This is a genomic window from Variovorax sp. GW821-FHT10C12 (assembly GCF_059415405.1).
Window position 1 is genome coordinate 936,887 of the sequence record NZ_JBWKNE010000001.1, and the last position, 19,581, is coordinate 956,467.

Sequence of the window (19,581 nt, forward strand, 5' to 3'; positions counted from 1 at the left end):
CCCCCCGTCACCCCTGAAATACACCGTTGTTCGCCCGTACCGCACGTGCGCGAATCAACGCTTTCCGAGTCCCATGAGTCTGCGCATCTACAACACGCTGTCGCGTGAATTGGAGGAATTCTCCCCCCTGCAACCTGGGCAGGTTCGCATGTACGTGTGCGGCATGACGGTCTATGACCTGTGCCACATCGGCCATGCCCGCATGATGATGGCGTTCGATGTGGTGCAGCGCTGGCTGCGCGCCAGCGGCTATGCCGTGACCTATGTGCGCAACATCACCGACATCGACGACAAGATCATCGCCCGCGCGGTCCAGCGCGGCATCACCATCCGCGCGCTGACCGACGAGGTGATCGCGGCCATGCACGAGGACATCGGTGCGCTGCGCATCGAGCCGCCCACCATCGAGCCGCGCGCCACCGAATACGTGCCGCAGATGCTCGGCATCATCGAGACGTTGGAGCGCAAGGGCCTGGCCTACCGCTCGGACAACGGCGACGTGAACTATGCCGTGCGCAAGTTCCCCGGCTACGGCAAGCTCTCGGGCAAGTCGCTCGACGAACTGCACGCCGGCGAGCGCGTCGCGGTGCTCGACGGCAAGCAGGATCCGCTCGACTTCGTGCTCTGGAAATCCGCCAAGCCGACCGAGCCCGACGACGCCAAGTGGGAGAGCCCCTTCGGCACCGGCCGCCCAGGCTGGCACATCGAGTGCTCGGCCATGAGCTGCGCCACGCTCGGCGAAACCTTCGACATCCACGGCGGCGGGGCCGACCTGCAGTTCCCGCACCACGAAAATGAAATTGCGCAGAGCGAAGGCGCCAACGGCAAGCCGCTGTCGCGCTTCTGGGTGCACAACGGCTTCGTGCGCGTGGACAACGAGAAGATGTCCAAGAGCCTGGGCAACTTCTTCACCATCCGCGAAGTGCTGCAGAAGTACGACGCCGAGAGCCTGCGTTTCTTCCTCGTGCGCACGCACTACCGCAGCGCGCTGAACTACAGCGACGCGCACCTCGACGACGCGCGCAACTCGCTCAAGCGCCTGTACACCGCGCTCGACCTGGTGGCCCCCGCGACCGTGGCCATCGACTGGGCGCAGCCCCACGCCGCGCGCTTCAAGGCGGCCATGGACGAAGACTTCGGTACGCCCGAGGCCATCGCCGTGCTGTTCGAGCTGGCCGGCGAGGTCAATCGCACGAAGTCCGCAGACACCGCGGGCCTGCTCAAGGCGCTGGCCGGCACGCTGGGCTTGCTGCAAGGCGATCCGAAAGCGTTCCTGCAAGCGGGCACCACGCTCGACGAAGCCACCATCCAGGCGAAGATCGATGCACGCGCGGCGGCCAAGGCGGCGAAGAATTTCGCCGAAGCCGATCGCATTCGTCAGGAGCTCCTCGAGCAGGGCATCGTGCTCAAGGATTCGCCCACGGGAACGACCTGGGCGGCCGCACAGTGAACGGAACGACGAACCCCGTACCCGCCACCCAGCAGACCAGCGTGCGCATCTACACGCCGGACTATTGGGAGGAAGCCTGCAAGCACCTGGCCAAGAAAGACCGCGTGATGAAGCGGCTCATTCCGAAGTTCGGCGAGGCCTGCCTCGAGTCGCGCGGCGACGCCTTCACCACACTGGCGCGCAGCATCGTGGGCCAGCAGATCTCGGTCAAGGCCGCGCAGTCGACCTGGGACAAGTTCGCGGCGCTGCCGCGCAAGCTGACGCCGGCCAACGTGCTCAAGCTCAAGGTCGACGACATGCGCGGCGCCGGGCTGTCGGCGCGCAAGATCGAGTACCTGGTCGACCTGGCCCTGAATTTCGATTCGGGCACCGTGCATGTCGACCGCTGGAAAGACATGTCGGACGAGCTCATCATCGAAGAGCTCGTGGCCATCCGCGGCATCAGCCGCTGGACCGCCGAGATGTTTCTCATCTTCCACCTGATGCGCCCGAACGTGCTGCCAGTCGACGACCAGGGCCTGCTCAACGGCATCAGCGTCAACTATTTTTCGGGCGACCCGGTCAGCCGCAGCGATGCCCGCGACGTCGCCGTGGCCTGGGCGCCGTATTGCAGCGTGGCGACTTGGTATATTTGGCGATCGCTGGACCCCGTGCCGGTCGTTTACTAAGGATCACCCCCAGGCTTCGCGCACTTCGTGTCGCTTCGCCAACCCCCTTCGAGGGGGCAACACCGCAGGCCCGGCAAAGCCGGTTCCTCGGTGTTTCTGGAATGAATGCAAAAGAGCCGGATGGCCGGTCAATTGATGAAATAAACAGGAGAAGACGTTGGCGAAACGAACCTTCCTCGACTTCGAGCAGCCCATTGCTGAACTCGAAACCAAAATCGAAGAACTGCGCTATGTCCAGACCGAATCGGCGGTCGACATCTCGGAAGAAATCGATCAGCTCGGCAAGAAAAGCCAGCAGCTCACCAAGGACATCTACAGCGACCTGACGCCCTGGCAGATCACCAAGATCGCGCGGCATCCGGAGCGCCCGTACACGCTCGACTACGTCAACGAAATCTTCACGGACTTCGTCGAGCTGCATGGCGACCGCCACTTCTCGGACGACCTGTCGATCGTCGGTGGCCTGGCACGCTTCAACGGCGTGCCCTGCATGGTGCTCGGTCACCAGAAGGGCCGCGACACGAAGGAGCGCACCGCGCGCAACTTCGGCATGAGCAAGCCCGAGGGTTACCGCAAGGCGCTGCGTCTCATGAAGACGGCCGAGAAATTCAAGCTGCCGGTGTTCACCTTCGTGGACACGCCCGGCGCCTATCCCGGCATCGATGCCGAAGAGCGCGGCCAGTCGGAAGCCATCGGCCGCAACATCTTCGAGATGGCGCAGCTCGAGGTACCCATCATCGTCACCATCATCGGTGAAGGCGGTTCGGGCGGCGCGCTGGCCATTTCGGTCGGCGACCAGCTCGTGATGCTGCAGTACTCGATCTACTCGGTGATCAGCCCCGAAGGTTGTGCCTCCATTCTCTGGAAGACCAGCGACAAGGCGCAGGAAGCCGCCGATGCCCTGGGCATCACGGCGCACCGCCTCAAGGCGCTGGGCCTGGTCGACAAGATCGTCAACGAGCCCGTCGGCGGCGCGCACCGCGACCATCGCCAGATGGCTGCGTTTCTCAAGCGCGCGCTCAATGACGCCTTCCGCCAGGTCAGCGACCTGAAGACGAAGGAACTGCTGGACCGCCGCTACGAGCGCCTGCAGAGCTACGGCCGATTCAACGACACCAAGGCCGACAACAGCCGCTGAGCGGCTTTCCCTTTTCCATCATGAGCGAAGCCTTCGAACGCGCCATGGCCGCGTTCGAACCGGCCTGCCTGCCGCTGGCCGTCGGCTTCAGCGGCGGTGCGGATTCGACCGCCTTGCTCGCGGCCTGCGCGGCGCGTTGGCCGGGGCAGGTGATCGCTTTTCATGTGCACCACGGCCTGCAGGCGGCGGCCGACGACTTCGAGCGGCAGTGCGCGCAGGTCTGCGAGCGGCTCGGTGTGCCGTTGGTGACGCACCGGGTCGACGCGCGGCATGCCTCAGGTGACAGTCCCGAGGATGCGGCGCGACGCGCACGCTATCAGGCGTATGCCGCCATGGCGCAAGCCGATGGGGCGCGGCCTGCCGTGTCGTCCATTGCGCTGGGGCACCATGCCGATGACCAGATCGAAACACTCCTGCTGGCGCTGTCCCGCGGCGCCGGCCTGCCGGGCCTGGCCGCGATGCCTGCGCATGCTGTGCGCGACGGATTGAACATTCACCGGCCGCTGCTCGCAGTGCCAGCGGCCGACATCCGCAGCTGGCTGGTGCAGCAGCAGTTGCCATGGATCGAAGACCCGAGCAACGCCGACGCACGCTACACCCGCAACCGCATTCGCGCCGTGCTGCTCCCTGCATTGGCGGACGCTTTCCCGCAGTTCCGCGCCACCTTCGCGCGCAGCATCGGCCACGCGGCGCAGGCGCAGCAGCTGCTGGGCGAATTGGCTGTGCAAGACCTCGCCGCGGTGGGCGAGCCGCCGCAGATCCGGCCGCTGCAGGCGCTGTCCCGCGCACGGCAGGCCAACGTGCTGCGCCACTGGCTGATGCAGTCTCATGGCTGCGCACCGAGTGCGGCGCAACTCGACCAGCTGCTGGACCAGGTCCGCGCCTGCACCACGCGCGGCCACCGCATCCACCTCAAGGTGGGCGCAGGCTTTGCCGAGCGCAGGGGAGAGCGGCTGCATTGGTACAATGCCCCGCCCTCGCTGAAGACTTCGCTCTGACGGCTTGCAGGGCGCCGCTGTCCAGGCGGCCCTTTATCTTTCTCTGATTTCATCCATGGCATTGATCGTTCACAAATATGGCGGCACGTCGATGGGCTCGACCGAGCGCATCCGCAATGTCGCCAAGCGCGTCGCCAAATGGGCGCGTGCGGGTCACCAGATGATCGTGGTGCCCAGCGCCATGAGCGGCGAAACCAACCGCCTGCTCGGTCTTGCCAAGGAGCTCTCACCGGGCAAACCCGGCGTGGCCTATCACCGCGAACTCGACATGCTCGCCGCCACCGGCGAACAGGCCTCGTCGGCGCTGCTGGCGATGGCGCTGCAGGCCGAGGGCGCAGAGTCCGTGAGCTACGCGGGCTGGCAGGTGTCGGTGCGCACCGACAACTCGTACACCAAGGCCCGCATCGAGAGCATCGACGACGCCAAGGTGCGCGCCGACCTCGCGGCCGGCCGTGTCGTGGTCATCACCGGTTTCCAGGGCGTGGACGACGAGGGCAACATCACCACGCTCGGCCGTGGCGGCAGCGACACCTCGGCCGTGGCCATCGCGGCGGCCATGAAGGCCAGCGAGTGCCTGATCTTCACCGACGTCGACGGCGTCTACACCACCGACCCGCGCGTCGAGCCCGATGCGCGCCGCCTGAACACCGTGAGCTTCGAAGAGATGCTCGAGATGGCCAGCCTCGGCTCCAAGGTGCTGCAAATCCGCTCGGTGGAATTCGCCGGCAAGTACAAGGTGCCGCTGCGCGTGCTTTCGAGCTTCACGCCGTGGGACATCGACATCAATGAAGAGGCCAAGTCCGGCACGCTGATCACTTTCGAGGAAGACGAAAACATGGAACAAGCCGTCGTATCCGGCATCGCATTCAATCGCGACGAAGCCAAGATCTCGGTGCTCGGCGTGCCCGACAAGCCGGGCATCGCGTATCACATCCTCGGTGCCGTGGCAGACGCCAACATCGAAGTCGATGTGATCATCCAGAACCTCAGCAAGGACGGCAAGACCGACTTCAGCTTCACCGTGCATCGCAACGAGTTCGCGCGCACGGTCGAGCTGCTCGAGTCGAAGGTGATGCCTTCGCTGGGCGCCACCGAAATCGTGGGCGACACCAAGATCTGCAAGGTCAGCATCGTGGGCATCGGCATGCGCAGCCACGTGGGTGTGGCGAGCAAGATGTTCCGTGTGTTGAGCGAAGAGGGCATCAACATCCAGATGATCTCGACCAGCGAAATCAAGACCTCGGTCGTGATCGACGAAAAATATATGGAATTGGCCGTGCGCGCGCTGCATAAAGCGTTTGATCTCGACCAACCGACCGCTTAAGTAATGGCATAATTGCGGTTGCTTTCAGGAACTGTGACCGAGTGGCCGAAGGTGCTCCCCTGCTAAGGGAGTATGGGGTGTAGAGCCTCATCGAGGGTTCGAATCCCTCCGGTTCCGCCAGGATTGGCTTCCTGATCACCTTGCAGTGATCAAACAGCCCAAAAGAGCCCCGCCAGTCGGGGCTTTTTTGCGTCTGCGCGCGACGCGTGGCTGCCTCGCCGAAAAGGCGAGGCGATGTCTTCAGGACGGCTGCGGTCCGAGCACGGACAGCGTTGCGATCGGCGCTGCGCCCACATGCAGTTCGCAAGGATCGCAAGGCACCGAAATCTGCCGTCCGTCGAAGCGCACCCGCACATGCGGATAGGTTGCTCCGGTGATGGTGCCGAGCCGGCCTTCGCTGACGACGCGGTCGCCGCGACGGAACGACCGGCCGAACCGCAGCTTGATTTTTTCGAAGCTCATTTCAGTCTCTCCTTGGTGGGCACCTGATGCTCAACGCACCGGATCGGATTCGATCGATGGCCGGACCAGGGTCGCGGCCGTGTCTTGAAGGATCAGCGCGTGATCCGGGTCGTGGCTGAGGTAGGGGCTGGTCAGCAACTGGCCGATCAGCCGGTCGAAATGGAATCGGACCTTCGCCGGCTCGGGGTGTGCGGCGTACAGGGCGCGAAGCATCGAGACGATGGCGCTGATCTGCGTGGCAAGGACCTCCATGGAACCCAGGCGGCCCGCCGCTTCGAAAACTGCTTGTTGATCTGAGGGGGGCATCCGGGCCTCCTTTTTGGGGCGTTGGCATGTCCAACGCAAAAAGAGGCTGAAAGGCTTACTTCGAGAGGATCGCTCCCCAGAATTGGTGATGTCCCGCCTTCAATTCGTGACTTATTTCACGAATCTAGGCTCACTGGCGCTGGGCGGGCGCAGACCCCAACACCTCCGCCAGCACCCGCAAGGCGTCAGTCGCCAGGTCCGAAAAGCGCACCGAGCAGGCCAGCATGAGGTTCAGCGGCAGCCCGAAGTCTTCGATCAGCGTGCCTTCGGGGTCGCGCAAGGTGCCGTCCGGATCGCGGCCGACGAGGCCTGCCGTGCCGACGCGCTGCGCGTAGGTGCCCGGCGGGACGCCATAGGCGGCCACCGGCAGGCCCAGTGCGATGGCCACGCCAACTTCGAACACCGTGCCCGAGTCCGGCTCCAGCCCGCGAAACGGCGCGAGGTTGGCAATGACGCCGTCCACCGACCGCAGCAGCTTCATGTTCTCCTCGTAGATCCGGCGCGCGGGGTCGGGGCCGGCGTGCGTGCCGTCGAACGGCGGTACGGCCGTCATGCCAAGCGCGTCGCAGGCCAGCGCCAGCGCGGCAAAGTACTGCGCGGCGTCGGGCCGGAACACGTCGGGGCCGGCGAGGTAGACCCGCGGGCGCGTGGAAGAGGAGGGCATCTGTCGAGTATGCGACCGCCCCCGGCCAGCGCCAACGGGAAGGGCTGCGACCCGGTTGGTTACTTCTTCATCGCCTTGACTTCGGCCATGCCCTTGCTTTCGTCGGCCTTGGCCTGCTTCACGCAAGTCGACTTGGCTTCGCCCTTCTGGTCGTCGCATTTTTCCTTGGCGATGCTGTAGGCCACTTCCACCTTGGCTTCGGCCACCTTGCGGGCATTGCTGTCGCTGGGCTTCATCTTCTGGTCGAGCTCGGCCTTGGCGATCTTTTCCTTGCCCTTGGCTTCCTCGACGCAGACGTCCTTGGCGTTGTCCTTCATGGCATCGCAAGCGGCGCGGTCGGTCTTGTAATCGGCCGAGATCTTGTCGCGGGCTGCCTTGTATTCGGCGACCGCCGGGTCGACCGTGGCCGCGGGCGGCGGGTTCACCTGCGCTTGCGCCGACACGGCCGTGAGACAGGACACGGCAGCGGCGCACATCCACATGAGCTTTCTTTGCATGGTCATCTCCTTGAAGGCGCCGGCGGTTGCTTCATTGCCACAAGCGCAAGAGAACCGGCGCCCGAAAACCATCCTAGGAACCGATGGCGCGAGAGCGGTAGGACGCCTCGCGAATCCGCCGTCAGCGCATGCTGACGCTCAGTGGCCTTCTGTTGTAGCGTGCGCGCGCATCTCGCTGCGCAGGGCGCGCTGTCCCGACGCCAGGGCGAGCTCGTAGCTCTCGACCGGGTCGAAGGCGCAGCGAAGGACGGTGGGATGCGCACCGTCGGTGTCGGTTTCAAGCAGCCGCCAGACAAAGGATCCGGGAGCCGGCTCGTCGATGATGAGTTCGATCGGATGTGTCATGGCCCCACGATGGTCGCTCGCATGGCGCGTGTCTGTAGGCGAAGACCGCCCGATGCCGCGCCTTGCCCCCAGAACCCCCAGATCTGGTGATGGCAGGAGCGCAGCCGCGAGGGGACACTGCACCTTCGCGCGCGAAGCCTGGGTGATGATTCGGGCATGCTTCCCACCTTGTCCGAACCGTCCTGATGTCCGCTTTCTCTCCCCCGCCCGAAGGTCCGGCGATGACGCCGCCGCCCAGTCCCGACCTGCCGGCGCCCGTGCTGATCGTCGAGGACGACGCGCTGATGCAGCGGCGCATCGTCGACATCCTGGCCCAGCTGGGCTACGCCCGCGAGGTGCTGGTGCTGGCAGGCACGCTGGCCGATGCGCGCATCGAACTTGCCCGGCAGCCGTTCGCGCTGGTGCTCGTCGACCTGGGCCTGCCCGACGGCAACGGCGTGGAGCTGATCACGCAGATGAGTGCATCGATGAATGCGGACGACGGCCCCGGCATCCTCGTGATCTCCGCCTGGAGCACCGACGACCTCATCCTCAACGCGCTGCGCGCCGGCGCCACCGGCTACGTGCTCAAGGAGCGCGACGACCTGGAGCTGCTGCTGTCGATCCGCAGCGTGCTGCGCGGTGGGGCGCCGATCGATCCGTTCATTGCACGCCGCATCCTCGACCTGACGCAGGCGCCGCCGGCCACGCCGGGGCGCGTCGGCGAAGATGTGCTGACCTCGCGCGAACTCCAGATCCTCCAGCTGGTTGCCGAAGGCCTGACCAACCGCGAGATAGCCGAGCAGATCTTCCTGTCGCGGCACACCGTCGAATGCCACATCAAGAACATCTACCGCAAGCTCACCGTTTCCTCGCGCACGCGCGCCGTTTTCGCAGCGCGTTCGCGTGGCTTGCTGGCCTGAGCCTGTGGTGGTTGTTCGCGCACACGGCATGGGCGGTCGAGGCGTGCGCGCCGCACATCGACAGCGTGCGAGCCGTGCGCGCCACCGCCGGCGCGGGGCCTGAAGCACCGCCGCCCATCGACGGCTGGCAGCCGGTGACGCTGCCCGACCACTGGGCCACGCGCTGGCCCGGTTTCGAAGGCATCGTGTGGTACCGCATCGACTGGCAGCGCCCCTGCGCGGGCCGCGACGACGCACCGCAGCTGGGCGTGGCCTTCGACTACCTGAGCATGGCCGGCGCGATCTCGCTGAACGACAACCTGCTCTGGCGCGATGCCAGCCTGGTCGAGCCGCTGAGCCGCAGCTGGAACACGCCGCGTGTCTTCTTCCTGCCGGCCGCCGCGTTGAACCCCGGCACCAACACGCTGTGGGTGCAGGTGGTGGGCGGCAGCATGTACGGCTCGGGGCTGGGCCGCGTGGTGCTCGGCCCGGCGGACGAGGCGGTGGCATACCACGACGAACGCCGCCTGTTCGCGCGCGTGCTGCCCGCGGTCAACCTCGTCATCTCGATCACGCTGGGTTGCTTCTTCCTCGTGCTGTGGCTCATGCGCCGGCAGGAGGTCGCCTACGGCTGGTACGCGCTCAGCGCCATCGCCTGGCTGGTGTTCGCGAGCAACACCGTGGTCAGCACCTTGCCGTGGCCGTTCGCCTCCACCGACGCCTGGTCGCGCTGGATCACGGCCTGGATGGTCCTGTACGTGAGCTGCTTCTGCATGTTCATGTGGCACTTCGGCGGCCAGCGCTTTCCGCGCCTGAGCCGCGCGCTGTGGACCGTGGCCGCGCTGGCCGTGGCGGCGATCGCACTGCTGCCGCAGCCTGCGCTGTCGGTCGCGACGCTGGCGGTGTTCATCGTCTACTCGCTGCTCTTCATGGCCGTGTGCGTGCAGTTCATCCTGCGCGCGCTCGACACCAAGAAGACCGAGCACCTGCTGCTGGCCCTGTGCGCCTTCGGCTTCCTGGTGGCCGCGGTGCACGACGCGCTGATGATCCTGCGCGTCATCGACGACCGCTTCGGCTACACCGTGGTCACGGCGCCGCTGATCATGATCGGCATGTCGCTGATCCTGGCGGGCGGCTTCACGCGCAGCCTGCGCCGCGTCGAGAGCTTCAACGACGAGCTGGCGCGCGAAGTGCTGGGGGCACGCACCGAGCTGGCCGACACGCTCAGCCGCGAACACCGGCTCGAACTCGACAACGTGCGGCTGAACGAGCGCCTGAGCGTGGCGCACGACCTGCACGACGGCCTGGGCAGTTCGCTGGTGCGCTCGATCGCGCTGGTGGAGCAGTCGGGCGAGGCGCTGCAGCGGCCGCAGTACCTGTCGATGTTCAAGTCACTGCGCGACGACCTGCGCCAGATCATCGACACCCACAGCGGCGGCGCGGCCCCGGTGGCCGCCACGCCCACGCAATGGCTGGCGCCGATGCGCCACCGCTTCGGCCGCCTGTTCGAGGAGATGGGCATGCGCAGCCACTGGCAGACGCCCGCGGCCTGGCCCTGCGCGCTGTCCGCGCGCCAGGTGCTGGGCCTCACGCGCCTGCTCGAAGAGGCGCTGGCCAACGTCGTGAAGCACAGCCGCGCGCGCACCCTGCGCGTGCAGCTGCTGGCCGACGGCGAAGCGGGCGTGCTGCTGAGCGTCGAGGACGATGGCGTGGGCTTCGATGCGGTGACGGTCGCCTCGTCGATCGGCGGACTGGGCTTGCGCAGCATGCAGGCGCGCATGACGCGCATCGGCGGCACGCTGCAGATCGACGCGGGCGACGGAGGCACGCGGCTGGAGGCGAGGGTGCGGGCGCCCGTGGCAGGCGCTGGCAGCAGCTGAGGCACGCTGCGCGCGTGATCAGCGCGCCTTGCGGAACGCGCGCACCTCGGGCGCCGGATGGTCTTCGATGTGCTGCAGCAGGAAGTCGAGAAACTCCTGCGCCGACGGCGAGAGCCCTCGGTCCTTGTTGAGCCACACCTGGAACTTGCGGCTGAGCACGGGCGTGACGAGGGGGCGGAATTCGAGCTGCTGGCGCTGCAGCAGCACGCCCGCATACGGCAGGCAGGTGGTCACGCCCAGGCCGTGCTCGACCATGCTCAGCGCCGTGGTCAGGAAGGCGACTTCATGCGTCGGGCTGAACTCCAGCCGGCCCGGCGACGCATAGAGCTCGGCGCTGAGCAGCTGCGTGTATTCGCCCTGCAGCGAGATCACGGGGTAGCGGACCAGGTCGCTCCAGGCGACCCTTTGCTTTTTGGTGAGCGGATGCCCCGGGGGCAGCACCGCCAGAAAGGGCAGGGTGAAGAGCGTGCGCGCCACCACGTTGGCCGGCGCGTCGCGCTCGGGGCCGATGGCCAGGTCGACGTCGCCGTTGATGAGCCGGCCCAGCACGCTTTCGACCATCGAGTCCTGCAGGCGCACGCGGATGCCGGGGTACTTCCGGGCGAAGGCGGCCATGATTTCCGGCATGACCGTGCACGCCATCACCTGCGGCACTGCGATGCGCACGGTGCCGGTGCGCAGCTCGCGCAGGTCGGACACCGCATCGAGCGCCATGCCCAGGTCCTGCAGGATGCGCTCGGCCATCGGCAGGAAGACCTCGCCCGCGCTGGACAACTGCAGCTTGCGCGTCGTGCGGTGAAGCATCTGCACGCCCAGGTTCGACTCCAGGTCCTTGATGAGGCCGCTCAGTGCCGACTGCGTGATGTGCAGCCGCAAAGCCGCCTCGGTCACGCTGCCTGCGCGGGCCACCGCGATGAAGGCGCGCAATTGGCGCAACGTGACATTCATCGGTTTATCAGATAAGTAGGAAAGAAATATCTGATTGAACCATGAATGAAGCTCGCATCCAATCGCAGCGCTGTCACAACAACCACTGCCCAGGAGACATCGTTCATGCCCGTTTCTCATCGCCTCGCGCGCCGCGCCTTCCTTTCACTTGCGGCTGCCATGCTTGCTTCCGGCGCGGGCCACGCGCAAGCGCAGGCGCAGGCCTTTCCGTCCAAGCCGATCAAGTGGATCGTCGGCTATCCCGCCGGCGGCGGCAGCGACTTCCTGGCCCGCACCATCGGCGCGCAGATGTCGGTGCAGGCCGGCCAGCCGGTGATCGTCGACAACCGCGCCGGTGCCGGCGCCATCATCGGCGCCGAGGTCACGGCCCGGTCGCCCGGCGACGGCTACACCGTGTTCACGGCCGACAACGGCGTGCTCGTGTACAACCCCGCGCTCTACAAGAAGCTGCCCTATGCCGTCGATCGCGACTTCGCGATGCTCGGCCTGATGGCGCGTACGCCGCTGGTCCTGGTGGCGGCGCCCTCGACGAACCTCAAGACCATCGGCGCCCTGATGGAGCAACTGAAGAGCAAGCCGGGCACGCTGTCGTACGCCTCGCCGGGCAACGGGAGCCCGCACCACTTGGCGATGGAACTGTTCCTGAGCCGCAGCGGCCTGTCGACCATGCACGTGCCGTACCGCGGCGCCGCGCCCGCGCTGCAGGACGTGATGGGCGGACAGGTGCCGCTGATGGTCGTCGACACCTCGTCGGGGCTCAGCGCCATCCAGTCGGGCAAGGTCATTCCGCTGATGGCGTTCAGCGCCAAGCGGCTGCCGATCCTGCCCGCCGTGCCCACGGTGGGCGAGCAGGGCTTCAAGGATTCGGAAGCCTACGCATGGCAGGGGCTGGTGGTGCCGGCCAGCACGCCCGCGGCCATCCAGGAGCGTCTTTCCAAGGAGATGCAGGCCGCACTGGCCAACGAGGGCGTGCGCAAGCGGCTGCAGGAAGGCGGCTGGGAGCCGGTGCCGAGCGACAGCGTGCTGATGAAGACCTATGCCTTCGCCGAGACCAAGAAGTGGCACGCGCTGATCCGTGAGCGTGGCATCTCGCTGGACTGAAGACGCCGCCTCGTGAGGGGGCGGGCCGGGGCGCACCGGCGGTGTTGTAGCCTGTCGCCCCATGGATTCCCTCATCGCCGCCTCCGCGCGCGCGCTCGCTGCCGGCGACGCGCTGGGTGCCCTCAAGCGCGTGGCCCTGCGCGACGACCCGCCGGCGCTCGCGTTGCGCGGCATCGCCATGGCCCAGCTTGGCGAGCACCCGCGTGCGCGCGAGCTGCTGCGGCGTGCCGCGAGCGGCTTCGGATCACATGAAGAACTGGCGCGCGCACGTTGCGTCGTTGCCGAGGCCGAGGTGGCGCTCGCGATGCGCGACCTGGGCGGCTCGCCACGCGCGTTGACCGCGGCGGCCGTCACGCTCGAGGCGCGCGACGACCTGGTCAATGCACTGCAGGCGCGGCTCATCGCGGCGCGTCGGCTGCTGCTGCTCGGCCGGCTCGACGAGGCTGCCGCCGCGCTGTCGCTGCTCGACGGACACAGCCTGCCGCCGTCGCTGGCGGCGGTGGCTGAGCTGGCGTCGGCGGAACTCGCCCTGCGTTCGCTGCGCACCGGCACGGCACGGGCAGCGCTCACCCGCGCACACGACGCAGCCCTGCGTGCGCGCGTGCCGGCGCTGCTGGCCGAAGTGGCGGAGGCGCGCGCCGCGCTCGAACGTCCCGCCGCCCGGCGCATCGCTGCCGGCGGTGAACAGGCCCTGCGCCTCGATGAGGTCGAGGCGCTGCTCGCGTCCGATGCACTCGTCGTCGATGCCTGCCGCCGTGGCGTCGGAGGCGGCGACACCTGGCGCTCGCTTGCACGCCGGCCCGTGCTGTTCTCGCTGGCACGTGCGCTGGCCGCGGCCTGGCCCGGCGATGTCGACCGCGACGCGCTGATCGCCGACGCGTTCCGCACCCGCGACTCCGACGAGACGCACCGCGCGCGCCTGCGCGTCGAGATCGGCCGGCTGCGCGCGCTCGTCAAGCCGATGGCGCGCATCGAGGCCACGCCGCAGGGCTTCATCCTCCAACCTCTGGATGCGCGTCCGGTCGTGGTGCTGGCGCCGCCCATCGACGGCGAGCAGGCCTCGCTGGTGGCGCTGCTGTCCGACGGCGCGGCCTGGTCGACCTCGGCGCTCGCGCTGGCCCTGGGCGCGAGCCAGCGCACGGTGCAGCGCGCACTGGCCGAGCTCGAGGCCGAGCGGCGCGTGCGCGCCATCGGCCAGGCCAGGGCGCGCCGCTGGCTGGCCCCGCCGCTGGCGGGATTCACGACGATCTTGTTACTCCCCGCCGCGCTGCCGATTGAATAGAGTCGGGCTCATGCGCTACCCCCTGTGGCGCACCTACAGGAGCCCACCATGAGCAGCAGCAACAGCAGTCAGAGCAAGAAGGCAGGCAAGGACCGGTTCGAAGGCGCGGTGCAGGCCGCGCAGATCGTGCGCGAATACGGCCCGTTCGAAGGCGTGGAGCGCATCCACGGCGTGACGCACGACGGCCACCAGGTGTGGGCCGCCACCGGCGGGCAACTGGTCGCCTTCGATCCCGCGAGCGGTGAAGCCACGCGCCGCATCGACGTCGCCTGCGACGCCGGCACCGCCTTCGATGGCACCTGCTTCTATCAGATCGTCGAGGCGCGCATCGACAAGATCGACGCCGCCACCGGCAAGGTGCTGGCCTCGATTCCCGCACCCGGCAACGGCTCCGACTCGGGCCTCACCTGGGCCGAAGGCAGCCTGTGGGTGGGCGAGTACCGCGACCGCAAGATCCACCAGATCGACCCGGCGACGGGTGCGATCCGCCGCACCATCGAATCGAACCGCTTCGTCACCGGCGTGACCTGGGTCGACGGCGAACTCTGGCACGGCACCTGGGAAGGCGACCAGAGCGACATCCGCCGCATCGACCCCACCAGCGGCGACGTGATCGCGCGGCTGGAAATGCCCAGCGGCGTCGGCGTGAGCGGCCTGGAGTCCGACGGTGCGGGGCTCTTCTACGCCGGCGACGGCCGGGCCAGCAAGGTCCGCGCGGTGCGCCGCCCGAAGACGGCCACGGCCTGAACGACACACACGCCAAGGAGCACACACCATGAACACCTCTGTGAATCACCCCGTCGTGACCCCCGAGCGCTGGATCGATGCGCGCAAGTCGCTGCTGGCGCGCGAGAAGGAGCTGACCCAGCTGCGCGACCGCATCGCCGAGGAGCGCCGCGCGCTGCCGTGGACCCGCGTCGAGAAGGCCTACGTCTTCGACACGCCTCAGGGCCGCCGCCCGCTCGCCGACCTGTTCGAAGGCCGTCGCCAGCTGCTGGTGCAGCACTTCATGTTCGGCCCCGACTGGGAGCAGGGCTGCCAGAGCTGCTCGTTCATGGCCGACCATACCGACGGCATGCGCGTGCACCTCGAGCACCGCGACGTCACGCTGGTGGCCGTCTCGCGCGCGCCGCTGGCCCGCATCGAAGCGTTCCGCCATCGCATGGGCTGGCAGTTCGCCTGGGTCTCGTCGCACGACAACGACTTCAACCACGACTTCGGCGTGAGCTTCACGCCCGATGAAATGGCCAGCGGCGCGGTCGCCTACAACTACGTGAAGCAGCCGTTCCCGAGCGAAGAAGCACCTGGCGTCAGCGTGTTCTTCAAGGACGACGCCGGCGACGTGTTCCACACCTACTCGACCTACGGTCGCGGCGTGGAAGTGATGATGGGCACCTACAACATGCTCGACCTCGTGCCCAAGGGGCGCGACGAGCACAACCCGTCCTACACGATGGACTGGATCCGTCACCACGACCGCTACGAGCCCGCGCCTGTTGCGGCGGTGGGTGGTTGCTGCCACGCGCAGTCGTAAAGAAGCGCACGACCTGCGTGCTGATCGGTCCGCACCATGGCAAGCCTCTGGCCCTGGCTGGCGGTGGCGGGAATGGGCGTCCTGCACGGCCTGAACCCCACCACCGGCTGGATGTTCGCCGCCGCCTGGGGCCTGCGCTCGCACGACCGGGCGCAGGCGCTGCGGGCGCTGTGGCCGATCGGCGTCGGGCACGTCGCCTCGGTGGTGCTCGTGGTCGTTGCGGTGGCCTTCGGCCTGTCGATGGACCGGGGCCTGCTGCAGTGGCTGGCCGGCGGGTTGTTCGTGGGGGTCGCGCTCGTTCACCTGTCGGGTCGTCTTCCCATCATGGCGCGTGCGCCGGCGGGGCATGCGGGGCTGGCGTTGTGGTCTTTCATGATGTCCACCGCGCACGGTGCCGGCCTGATGCTGGTGCCGGCGCTGATCCCGCTGTGCATGGGCGATGCAGCGAAGGGCGTGATGAGTGGTTCGCTCGTGCTGGCGTTCGCGGCCGTCGCGCTCCACGCGGCGGCGATGCTGGCCACCACCGGGCTGATGGCCATCGCCGCCGGGGCGGGCGTGAGCTGGCTGCGGCGCCTGGCGCGCCGGCCTACTGCCTTGCGCTGAACGCCCGATGCGCGCAAAGCGCATAAGCAAACGCGAAAACCGGCGTTCCATTCGAGCGGCCTGCGGCGCAACACTCGAAGGCTCTCGACCCCACAGGCCTTCGGATGCCCGGTACCTTCACTTCCCCGCGCAAGCGGCTCGGCTTCTTCAGCCGGCTGCTCGACGATGCCCCCGCCGCCGAGCGCTACCGCCTCGTCACCGCGCAGATCGCCCACGCCGAGGCCTTCGGCTTCGACTCCGCCTGGGTGGCGCAGCACCATTTCCATGAGCACGAGGGCGGCCTGCCGTCGCCCTTCGTCTTCCTCGCCCACGTGGCCTCGCGCACGCGGCGCATCCGCCTGGGCACGGGCATCGTCACGCTGCCGCTGGAGAACGCGGTGCGCACGGCCGAAGACGCGATCGTGCTGGACCTGCTCTCGGGCGGCCGGCTCGAAGTGGGCGTCGGCACGGGCGGCACGCCGGCGTCCTTCGCCGCCTTCGGGCTGGACAGCGACAACCGCGCGGCGCTGTTCGAGCGGCAGCTCGCCACGGTGCGCGACGCCTGGGCCGGCCGGCCGCTGCCCGGCGGCGACACGCTGTACCCGGCGGGTGCACAACTGCTCGGCCGGCTCTGGCAGGCCACGTTCTCGGTGAGCGGTGGCACACGCGCGGGCACGGCCGGCGACGGGCTGATGCTCTCGCGCACGCAGCCGCGCACCGCGCAGGCGCCCGATGCATCGCTGGCCGACCTGCAGGACCCGATCATCGACGCCTACCTGGCCGCGCTGCCGCCGGGGCGCACGCCGCGCATCGTGGGTTCGCGCAGCGTGTTCGTGGCCGACTCCCGCCAGGAGGCGCTGCGCCTGGCCGAGACCGGGCTGCGCCGTGCGGTGGTGCAAGCTGCCGCCACGGGGCAGATCGGCCTGGCCGACCGCGTCCGCGCCGATGCGCCGCTCGAGCAGCTGATCGCCGCGTACGACGTGCATGTCGGCGCGCCCGACGACGTGATCGCCTCGCTGCGCGCCGACCGCACGCTCGCGCGCGTGACCGACCTCGTGTGCCAGGTGCACTCGGTCGATCCGCCGCACGCGGCCATCCTGCGTTCCATCGAACTGACCGCCACGGTCGTCGCACCGGCCCTGGGCTGGGCGCGCGATACGGGTGTGCCGGACCTTCAATCGCTTGCGCTTCTCTAGGTTGTTCTTTCTTATGAATGCCGTTGTTTCTTCTACTCCCATTCTTCAGACCTTCGACGTGATCGATGAGTTGGTGGGCATCGCGCCCGGCAGTGCGCTCGACCGGCTGCGCGCGCAGCGTGAGCAGGCGCGCACGCAGGCACAGCAGAGCTATCTCGCGCTGTTTGCGCCGGCTGAACCCGTGGTCGGGCACTTCGAGATCGCGGACCGTTTCGCCGTCGCGGCCTTCGTCGCCGGATTGCACGGGCAGCCCGAGGTGGCGCGCTTCTATGCCGAGGCCTTGGCGGGGCAGGGCGTGGCAAAGGCCATCGAGGCCGAGGTTGCACGCGGTGCCACGCAAGGGCCGTATGGCCGCTATCCGGAAGGTCCGCTCAGCGTGGAAGACGCGGCCGGCCCGGTCTACGCCGTCGAGGCGGCGCAGCGCGCGGTGCTGGGCGAACGGCTGTCGGCCGGCCTTGCACACGCGCACCTGCTGGTCTTCCACCCGCGCGACGCCAGCCCGGCGGCATTGCAAGCGCTGCTCGATGCGGGATGGCGCACCACGGAGATCGTCACCTTGTCGCAACTGGTGGCGTTCCTCGCGTTCCAGATCCGCGTTGTCATCGGCCTGCGCGCGCTGGCCACCACCTCTGCATGAGCGCCCCATGAGCACCGAATCGACCCTGACCCATCCCCACAACACGCACCCGCGCGCCTTCACGCAGACGCAGCTCGAATGGCTGCCCTGGCTCGAACCGTTGCCCGAGGACGAACTGACCGAGCGCCACTACGCAGGCCTCGTCGACGCGTCGCGCGCCAAGTCGCCGTACTTCCGTCTGCTGGCGCGCGACCCCGACATCCTCGGCGCACGCACGCGCACCGACAAGGACATCTTCTACAACCCCGACGCCGGCCTGCCGCGCGCTGAACGCGAGCTCTCGGCCGCTGCGGCCTCGCGCTTCAACGGCTGCATCTACTGCGCCTCGGTGCATGCGCGCTTTGCCTCGCACTTCTCGCAGCGCACGGACGACGTGCAGCGGTTGCTCGACGAGGGCGTGCAGGCCGAGCTGGGCGCGCGCTGGAACGCGATCGTGCAGGCGTCGGTCGCGCTGTCGGCCACGCCGTCGACCTTCGGTCCTGCGCACATCGACGCCTTGCGCGCGCAGGGGCTGGACGATCTCGCGATCGCCGACGTCGTGCACGGCGCGGCCTTCTTCAACTGGGCCAACCGGTTGATGCTGTCGCTGGGCGAGCCGCAGGAGCCTGCTGCCGCCTAGGCGCGGATCACCGCACGCAGCTTTGTTGCGGCGGCAAGTGAGGGGGATCACAGTCGGGCGCGCGGTACGCTTTCGGGTCGGCACGATGACCCGCATGGACACCGACGCCCCTGTGTACGCAACGACACGCCAAGGCCGCGCTCCGGCGCCGGGCCTTGCTTTCGGCAATCCTTTTGTCCGCTGCCGATGCGGACTGGCCGGCCTGGAGCGCATCCACCGACGGTCGTGGATGAAGTTCCTGCCCGGCTTGCGCTTCTATCGCTGCAGCGGTTGCGGCAAGCCGCAGCTGGCGCCGAAGCGCGCGGTGCGCGACGCGGTCATTGCGCACAGGAGCGAGCAGCAGAACCAGCGCTAGCGGCTCTTCTCCCGAGGTGCGTCCGTCAGCATCCCATTCAGCAGCAGGTCGATGGTCTGCTCGGTGTGCTGCTCGGCCTGCTCGGGGCTCATCGGATCGACGTTGTAGAGCCGCTTGATCAGGTGCATGGACGACTGCACCGAGGTCAGCAGGCTCGTCATCATGACGCTCGCATACGCACGCGGATAGGGCTTGATCAGGCCCTCCGCCTGGCATTCGGCGAGCAGCGCGTCGAGCAGCTCATGGAACGGCCGCATGTAGTGCTCGATGATCCAGTCCAGCCGTGGCCCGGCCTGCGCCACCTCGCGCAGCACCAGCGAATGCGCCGCGGGGTGCAGCACGTTGATGATGGCGAACACCCGCAGCGCGCTGCGCAGCTTGGTGAGCGCATCGGCCGTGTCCTCGTCGACCTGCATCGCGTCGATGGACGCCATCGCCTCGGTATACGTGCTCTCGACCACGGCGCGCCACAGGCCTTCCTTGCCGCCGAAGTGGTAGTTGAGCAGCGGCTGCTTCACGTCCGCGCGCCGCGCGATGGCCAGCACCGACGTGCCCTCGAAACCTTTCTCGGAGAACTCGACGATGGCCGCGTCCATGAGGCGCTGCCGGCCTGAGGTGTCGGCCGCGGGTTCCGCCGCCTCGGTGCGGGCAGGGGCGGGGGTGCGCTTCGGGGCGGTCTTGCCCGTGGGAGTCTTCATGGATGGCGTGCGCCGG

General features: G+C 68.0%; 23 protein-coding genes and 1 tRNA gene. 17 read left to right on the forward strand and 7 right to left on the reverse strand.

Annotated features, from left to right (window positions below; translation table 11 throughout):
• Positions 1 to 73 precede the first annotated feature (73 nt).
• From cysS to AC07OH_RS04505, 6 genes are all read left to right on the forward strand, one after another.
• Positions 74 to 1,450, forward strand: coding sequence for a cysteine--tRNA ligase (gene cysS / locus AC07OH_RS04480; RefSeq protein ID WP_495299751.1), 1,377 nt, complete (start codon positions 74 to 76; stop codon positions 1,448 to 1,450).
• Positions 1,447 to 2,118 (forward strand): DNA-3-methyladenine glycosylase family protein, encoded by a 672-nt coding sequence (locus AC07OH_RS04485; protein WP_095947831.1) that lies wholly within the window; start codon positions 1,447 to 1,449, stop codon positions 2,116 to 2,118. Before cysS ends, AC07OH_RS04485 begins: the two co-directional genes overlap by 4 nt.
• Before the next feature lie 157 nt (positions 2,119 to 2,275).
• Complete coding sequence (locus tag AC07OH_RS04490) at positions 2,276 to 3,256, forward strand: acetyl-CoA carboxylase carboxyltransferase subunit alpha (protein ID WP_056582036.1); 981 nt, start codon at positions 2,276 to 2,278, stop codon at positions 3,254 to 3,256.
• A gap of 20 nt (positions 3,257 to 3,276) precedes the next feature.
• A complete protein-coding gene (tilS, locus tag AC07OH_RS04495; RefSeq protein ID WP_495299752.1) occupies positions 3,277 to 4,254 on the forward strand; it encodes a tRNA lysidine(34) synthetase TilS in 978 nt (325 codons plus the stop codon).
• Between the two features lie 55 nt (positions 4,255 to 4,309).
• On the forward strand, positions 4,310 to 5,578 hold the full coding sequence (locus AC07OH_RS04500) for an aspartate kinase (protein WP_495299753.1): 1,269 nt from the start codon (positions 4,310 to 4,312) through the stop codon (positions 5,576 to 5,578).
• A 27-nt stretch (positions 5,579 to 5,605) separates the two neighbouring features.
• Positions 5,606 to 5,698: transfer RNA gene (locus AC07OH_RS04505), tRNA-Ser, on the forward strand.
• Positions 5,699 to 5,818: 120 nt separating this feature from the next.
• Here the strand turns inward: AC07OH_RS04505 and AC07OH_RS04510 are convergent.
• The 5 genes from AC07OH_RS04510 to AC07OH_RS04530 form a co-directional block, all read right to left on the reverse strand.
• Positions 5,819 to 6,040, reverse strand: a complete 222-nt coding sequence (locus AC07OH_RS04510) for a hypothetical protein (protein ID WP_495299754.1) — start codon at positions 6,038 to 6,040, stop codon at positions 5,819 to 5,821.
• Between the two features lie 30 nt (positions 6,041 to 6,070).
• Positions 6,071 to 6,346, reverse strand: coding sequence for a hypothetical protein (locus AC07OH_RS04515; RefSeq protein ID WP_495299755.1), 276 nt, complete (start codon positions 6,344 to 6,346; stop codon positions 6,071 to 6,073).
• Positions 6,347 to 6,476: 130 nt separating this feature from the next.
• A complete protein-coding gene (locus AC07OH_RS04520; protein ID WP_495299756.1) occupies positions 6,477 to 7,010 on the reverse strand; it encodes a nucleoside 2-deoxyribosyltransferase in 534 nt (177 codons plus the stop codon).
• Positions 7,011 to 7,069: 59 nt separating this feature from the next.
• Positions 7,070 to 7,507: a hypothetical protein gene (locus tag AC07OH_RS04525; RefSeq protein WP_495299757.1), complete on the reverse strand. Its 438-nt coding sequence runs from the start codon at positions 7,505 to 7,507 to the stop codon at positions 7,070 to 7,072.
• Positions 7,508 to 7,645: 138 nt separating this feature from the next.
• Entirely contained in the window at positions 7,646 to 7,852 is a 207-nt protein-coding gene (locus AC07OH_RS04530; RefSeq protein ID WP_062480931.1) for a hypothetical protein, read from the reverse strand.
• Between the two features lie 221 nt (positions 7,853 to 8,073).
• On the opposite strand from AC07OH_RS04530, the gene AC07OH_RS04535 reads away from it, so the two are divergent.
• Positions 8,074 to 8,754, forward strand: a complete 681-nt coding sequence (locus tag AC07OH_RS04535) for a LuxR C-terminal-related transcriptional regulator (RefSeq protein WP_495299758.1) — start codon at positions 8,074 to 8,076, stop codon at positions 8,752 to 8,754.
• A 74-nt stretch (positions 8,755 to 8,828) separates the two neighbouring features.
• The gene (locus AC07OH_RS04540; protein ID WP_495299759.1) at positions 8,829 to 10,613 is read left to right on the forward strand and encodes a sensor histidine kinase; all 1,785 of its coding nucleotides are present in this window, start codon (positions 8,829 to 8,831) and stop codon (positions 10,611 to 10,613) included.
• An 18-nt stretch (positions 10,614 to 10,631) separates the two neighbouring features.
• Here the strand turns inward: AC07OH_RS04540 and AC07OH_RS04545 are convergent, their stop codons facing one another.
• Positions 10,632 to 11,561: a LysR family transcriptional regulator gene (locus tag AC07OH_RS04545; protein ID WP_095947825.1), complete on the reverse strand. Its 930-nt coding sequence runs from the start codon at positions 11,559 to 11,561 to the stop codon at positions 10,632 to 10,634.
• Positions 11,562 to 11,666: 105 nt separating this feature from the next.
• Between AC07OH_RS04545 and AC07OH_RS04550 the strand changes: the two genes are divergently transcribed.
• The 9 genes from AC07OH_RS04550 (at position 11,667) to AC07OH_RS04590 (ending at position 18,867) form a co-directional block, all read left to right on the forward strand.
• Complete coding sequence (locus AC07OH_RS04550; protein ID WP_495299760.1) at positions 11,667 to 12,662, forward strand: Bug family tripartite tricarboxylate transporter substrate binding protein; 996 nt, start codon at positions 11,667 to 11,669, stop codon at positions 12,660 to 12,662.
• A 61-nt stretch (positions 12,663 to 12,723) separates the two neighbouring features.
• Positions 12,724 to 13,944 (forward strand): helix-turn-helix domain-containing protein, encoded by a 1,221-nt coding sequence (locus tag AC07OH_RS04555; protein ID WP_495299761.1) that lies wholly within the window; start codon positions 12,724 to 12,726, stop codon positions 13,942 to 13,944.
• Between the two features lie 48 nt (positions 13,945 to 13,992).
• Complete coding sequence (locus tag AC07OH_RS04560) at positions 13,993 to 14,691, forward strand: Vgb family protein (RefSeq protein WP_495299762.1); 699 nt, start codon at positions 13,993 to 13,995, stop codon at positions 14,689 to 14,691.
• A gap of 28 nt (positions 14,692 to 14,719) precedes the next feature.
• Entirely contained in the window at positions 14,720 to 15,478 is a 759-nt protein-coding gene (locus AC07OH_RS04565; protein ID WP_495299763.1) for a DUF899 domain-containing protein, read from the forward strand.
• Between the two features lie 36 nt (positions 15,479 to 15,514).
• Positions 15,515 to 16,081: a hypothetical protein gene (locus tag AC07OH_RS04570; RefSeq protein ID WP_495299764.1), complete on the forward strand. Its 567-nt coding sequence runs from the start codon at positions 15,515 to 15,517 to the stop codon at positions 16,079 to 16,081.
• A gap of 104 nt (positions 16,082 to 16,185) precedes the next feature.
• Positions 16,186 to 17,256 (forward strand): putative FMN-dependent luciferase-like monooxygenase, encoded by a 1,071-nt coding sequence (locus AC07OH_RS04575; protein WP_495299765.1) that lies wholly within the window; start codon positions 16,186 to 16,188, stop codon positions 17,254 to 17,256.
• A 13-nt stretch (positions 17,257 to 17,269) separates the two neighbouring features.
• Complete coding sequence (locus AC07OH_RS04580) at positions 17,270 to 17,893, forward strand: CMD domain protein (protein WP_495299766.1); 624 nt, start codon at positions 17,270 to 17,272, stop codon at positions 17,891 to 17,893.
• 7 nt (positions 17,894 to 17,900) lie between these two features.
• A complete protein-coding gene (locus AC07OH_RS04585; RefSeq protein ID WP_495299767.1) occupies positions 17,901 to 18,512 on the forward strand; it encodes an alkylhydroperoxidase domain protein in 612 nt (203 codons plus the stop codon).
• A 94-nt stretch (positions 18,513 to 18,606) separates the two neighbouring features.
• Complete coding sequence (locus AC07OH_RS04590; protein ID WP_495299768.1) at positions 18,607 to 18,867, forward strand: hypothetical protein; 261 nt, start codon at positions 18,607 to 18,609, stop codon at positions 18,865 to 18,867.
• On the opposite strand, the gene AC07OH_RS04595 is transcribed toward AC07OH_RS04590, so the two are convergent.
• Positions 18,864 to 19,565: a TetR/AcrR family transcriptional regulator gene (locus AC07OH_RS04595; RefSeq protein WP_495299769.1), complete on the reverse strand. Its 702-nt coding sequence runs from the start codon at positions 19,563 to 19,565 to the stop codon at positions 18,864 to 18,866. The two genes, AC07OH_RS04590 and AC07OH_RS04595, sit on opposite strands and share 4 nt — an antisense overlap.
• Positions 19,566 to 19,581 lie beyond the last annotated feature (16 nt).